This is a genomic window from Streptomyces sp. NPDC050732, from assembly GCF_040654255.1.
In the GTDB taxonomy this organism is placed as follows: domain Bacteria; phylum Actinomycetota; class Actinomycetes; order Streptomycetales; family Streptomycetaceae; genus Streptomyces.
The window spans coordinates 1-4,881 of record NZ_JBFAHP010000076.1 but is presented as its reverse complement, the minus strand read 5'-3'; the positions used below and the strand labels follow the sequence as shown (position 1 = coordinate 4,881).

The following is a 4,881-nucleotide window of genomic DNA, read 5'->3' as shown; positions in this document are numbered from 1 at the left end:
GACGCTGCTGGAGTTCGTCTGCGTCCACCTGGCGGGCCTCGGCGGCGTTGCAGCCGTGCTGGACCTGGCTGCCGACGGCCTCGGCGTCGACATCATACCTGTCTGGGAGCGGCACAAGCCCTGCACGGTCGTACTGGACAACGCCTCGGCCCACACGGCCAACGCGTTCAAGGGCCGTCGCCGTCAGCTGGCGAAAGATCGGAGTCGAGCTGTGCTCCCTGCCGCCATATGGCCCGGAGTTGAACGACATCGAGCTGGTCTGGCGGCAGGCGAAGCATGAAGGCTACCCACAACGCACCCAGACCAGGGACCGACTCCCTCGGCAAAGCCGTCGACCAGGCCATGATCCAGCGACGAGACCGAATCCGAGGATCGGCAAACAACATCGCGCCCAAGCCGCTTAGAAGTGATCACTCTTGCACCATGCAGGCGACTTCTTCCCCGGCGGAGATATGCGGCTCGATGGTGACCCGGACTGTATGCGTGGAGGTCTTGCCGAAACCCGCTCCCGGGAGCCGTCCAAGACCCAGACCTTGAGTCGGCCAACACGCGCAGTCAGCCGGGTTCCCGGTGGCCGCGCATGCACTGACCTGCGTGGTGATGCTCGCCCTCCACCGACTGGCGACGGGGGCCTGACGCGGCACTCGAGCAGACGGTCCACCTCTCCGCCTCCGCACTCGCCGCACTCGCCGGCCTCGCCCGCTTCGCCGTCCTGCGCCTCTCCACCTTCGCCCGAACCCACTCACGCACCACAACGAGCACGCACTCCCTGCCTGCGACCACCCCGGACCCCACGACATTCCGCCGCGCGGCCTGACCGCGACGGCTTACCCTGAACCTCTTCACTGCATGAACTTGCCCAGCAGGCAGGGGCGTTGAGTCAGAGGAGCGGGTGAGCGAGTGAGCAGGGACGCCTCGCATGACGGCGTGCACAACACCGTCTCCGGCGGGCTCCATCACAACGTCGTTCAAGGCCGTGACTTCACGGGCCCCATCACCATCAACTGCGCGCCGATCGGCCCGCCCGCCGCACGCTCGGCCTACCCGGGACAGGTACGCCGTCTCGCTCCAGACAGCCTTGTCGGTCGTGCAGGCGAGTTGGCCGAGCTGGCCGCTTTCTGCCGGGGCGAAGGTGACCACCCGTATGCGTGGTGGCGGGCGGGTCCCTGGGCAGGCAAGACCGCGCTCATGGCGTGGTTCTCGACCCATCCTCCTCAGGGCGTACGCATCGTGCCGTTCTTCGTCACGGCACGGCTCGGTCCGCAGAACGACCGGACGGCCTTCGTGGATGTCGTACTCGAACAGCTCGCCGAGCTGGCGGACGAGCCCATACCCGCGCGGGGCACGGCTGCGACACGCGAAGCCCACCTGTTCGAGCTGCTGCAGCGGGCGAGCCAGATCTGCGCGCAGCGCGGCGAGCGTCTCGTCCTCCTGGTGGACGGTCTCGACGAGGACCGCGGGGTTACGGCGGGGCCCGACGCCCACAGCATCGCGGGCGCCCTGCCGTACGTCACCGATGATAGCCTGCGCGTCATCGTCACGGGCCGTCCGAGCCCGCCCCTGCCGCCCGACGTCCCAGAGGAGCATCCGCTCCGTGTCGCCTGCGATGTGCGGGACTTGGCGCCGTCGCCCGAGGCGCAGGTGATTCGCGGATCGGCAGAGAAGGAGCTCTCTCGGCTCTTCGCCGAAGGGGGGCGCCACCTGAGCGTTCTGGGACTGCTGACGGCGGCGGGCGACGGGCTGACGGCCACGGATCTGGCCCAGCTGACGGAGTCCGCCCCGTACCAGTTGAACGGTGTGCTGCGCACCGTGGCGGCGCGCACGTTCGAGAGGCGAGAGACGCCCTACGACGTGGGCGGTGACAGGCACGTCTACCTCCTGGCCCACGAGGAGCTCCAGGTCCGGGCCAGAGATCTGCTCGGCCCGGCCCAGCTGGACCACTACCGGGAACAGCTGCACGCCTGGGCCGCGCGCTACCAGGAGCGGGGCTGGCCCGACGACACTCCCGGCTACGTCCTGGGCGGCTATTTCTCCCTGCTCGGTGCGGAGCGGGACCTTCCCCGCATGCTCGTCCTCGCGACGGACGCCCGGCGCCAAGAGCGGCTCTATCGCGCCACCCACGGCGACGCGGCGGCACTGGGCGCGATACGTGCGACCGAGCAGCTGATCCTGGAGGACGGCCGCGACCGGCTGCCGGACATGCTGCGCCTCGCACTCCACCGTGCCGCCCTGGCAGGGCGCAACTACAGGGTCCCTAAGGAACTGCCCCATGCCTGGGCGACGCTGGGCCGGTTCGACCGGGCCAAGGCGCTCGCTTTGAGCCTTCCGACCGGGTACGAGCAGCTCACCGCTCTGCTGCTCGTCGCCGAGGAGCTTCGGGCTCAGGGCCGGGACCTGCAGGCCCATGACGTGGTCACCGACGCGGAAGCCACGGTGCGGCGGCTCGCGAACAAGTGGTACGGCGACCATCTGCTGTGCTCCGTCGTGACGACCTGGCTCGCCTGGGGCGAGCTCGAACAGGCCGAGCGCGTCGCCGCCACCATCGCCTCCGACTCGGCGCAGGAGGAGGCGCTGCCCGCCATCGTCTCCGCCCTGCTGGACAGGGACTTGCTGGATCGCGCGGCCTCGGTCGCCCGGGCCGCGCCCACAGAGCCCGCCCGCACCCTGACACTGATCCAGACCGCCACCGCCGCGGGCCAAGCAGGCGACGGGCCACGGGCCAAGGCCCTCTTCGCGGAGGCTTCACGGTGCCTCCGCCGCCTGGGGGACGGCATCTCTGATCTGTCGGACGACGCCGTCGGCGCGATAGCGAGAGGGTTCGCGGCGGCGGGAGAGCACGTGCGGGCCCGCGCGTTCATTCGCGCGTTAGAGCAGCGGTCGCACAAGAAGGACGGAGCGTACCCGGCGAAAGCGGAGCTCGCCCTCGCACGCCTGGCTGCCGGAGACACCGTAGGCGCGCTGGCCCTGGTCCGTGACCCAGAGCCGAACAACGAAAGGCACTTGATCGCGGCCGCTCGGGTACTGACGGCGCTCGGAGCCTACGACCGGGTCGAAGCCCTGGTCCGCTCTGCCGGTGAGTGGGACCGGGTCTCCGGGATCTGCCTGATGCTGGCGGAGGCGGGCCAGCCCGATCGCGCCCTCGCGCTGGCCAAGGAGCTCCGCCGCCCCGAGTTCCGCCTGCACGAGGACCTGTCCTGGATCTTCGTACGGCAAGGTCATTTCGAACACGCCGAGAGAGCGGTACACGAGGGGCCGGACGAGTACCAGGACCTCGGCGATCTCATCCTGACCCTGATGGAGGCCGGACAACCCGATCGAGCACGGGCGCTGCTCGACCGGGCAGAACCCTTCACCTCCCGCTCGGTGCACTTGGCCATGAGAGCGCGCGTCCAGCTCACCGAAGGCCGGACGGAGCAGGCCCGGGACACCGCGCTGGCCATCCCCCAGATGTCCGAGCGCGCGTGGGCTCTCGCCCCCGTTGCGCGCGCCCTCGCGGCCGACGGGCGGTCCGCCGAAGCCGAGGCGCTCCTCATCGAGGCGGAGGTCGGGTACCGCGATCCTCCGTCGCTGCTGAACAAGGCCGGCCACCGGGCCGAGGTGGCCACAGAACTCGCCCGGGCGGGCCGTCACGAGCATGCTCGGGCGCTACTCGAAGACATCGAGCTCAGGCTGCATCCTGACGGCTCCCGGTCCGAGCTCAAGGACGAGGAAGGATGGGAATTCGACGCCGTGTCGACGGCGCTGGTGGAGACCCGTCAACTGCGGCGTGCCCTGCGCCTCATGGACTTGGTCCCCGACGGGCAGGACAAGGACGGGGTGACGGCTGGGCTCGCACGGGCCCTGGCGAGGCCAGAGCATCGGCATCTCGCCGCGACCCTGGCCCAGGGTATCGAAAGGGACTACATACGGCTCAGCGCCCTGAGTGACATCTGTCGGGCTCTGGTCGAGCAGGGAGACTGCGACGGTGCCCTTGCTCTGGCCATGCACGTCCTCGATTCGACGATGCACCGCACGGAAATTCTGGCCAGAGTCGTGGAGCGGCTGGTGAAAGACGGGCAGTCCGAGCGGGCCGCCGCGCTGTACCGGAGGCTGCGGGCAGAGCCGTTCCTACAATCGCATTCCCTGTGCGCGGTCCGGGCTTTGGCCGCATACGCCATCGGTGACCTCAAGACCATGGCCGCGCACCTCGACCGCGCAGAGGATGACTCGTTCATGCGTAACCTCATGTCCGGCGACCGCGAGATGGCGCGGGCCCTGGTCATCATCGGGTACATCCCCCGCGCCGAGGCGTACGTCAGGCGGCAACCCGGTCTCTGGGAACAACTGCAAGCGCGCTTCGGACTGATCGAGGGTCTCGCCGAGGTGGGCGAGTTCGACCGCGCCGAACAGCACGTCCGCGACTGGTCCGAGTACCGCGACGCCGCCTACGGCGTGCTCGCACTCGCCACCGACCCCACGCACGCCTCGAAGGCTGCGGCCCTCGCTGTTCATTTCGACGACTGGTACAAGGCCCTGCCTGCGCTCCGGCATGCGGACCCCCGCACCCTCGATGTGCTCACGGCTCCCGGCGTCTGGCCCTGGTTGATCGCTGACTAGCGCAGGTCACCCGAACCGCAGGACGCGCGGAGCGAAGGTGCCCTCCGGCCCGGTGGCGCGGCCGACCGACCACACCGATGCCGTGCCCGGGACCGGAGCCAGCCGCAGCGTCTGGGAGTCGCCCTCGCTGGGCACCGCCGGTTCGCTGTGCTCGGTAAACGACCGGCCGGTCCAGGCCAGGAAGTCCGGGCCAGGGATCAGCGGAGGGTAGCTGCCCGGCGGGCCTCACTTCTGCGAGCGGGCCACCGCGACCCAGCCCAGCTCGCGGGATGAGGTGGGTGTCCG

At 69.8% G+C, this 4,881-nt stretch carries 3 protein-coding genes; 2 read left to right on the top strand and 1 reads right to left on the bottom strand.

The window, feature by feature from the left end; translation table 11 throughout:
- Positions 1-47: 47 nt before the first annotated feature.
- Together AB0H82_RS36250 and AB0H82_RS36245 are read left to right on the top strand one after the other, a co-directional pair.
- Positions 48-404: a transposase gene (locus AB0H82_RS36250; protein WP_362999804.1), complete on the top strand. Its 357-nt coding sequence runs from the start codon at positions 48-50 to the stop codon at positions 402-404.
- A gap of 496 nt (positions 405-900) precedes the next feature.
- Positions 901-4,596, top strand: a complete 3,696-nt coding sequence (locus tag AB0H82_RS36245; RefSeq protein WP_362999803.1) for a hypothetical protein — start codon at positions 901-903, stop codon at positions 4,594-4,596.
- Between the two features lie 6 nt (positions 4,597-4,602).
- Here AB0H82_RS36245 and AB0H82_RS36240 read toward each other — a convergent pair whose 3' ends face one another.
- A complete protein-coding gene (locus AB0H82_RS36240) occupies positions 4,603-4,731 on the bottom strand; it encodes a hypothetical protein (protein ID WP_362999802.1) in 129 nt (42 codons plus the stop codon).
- Positions 4,732-4,881: the final 150 nt, after the last annotated feature.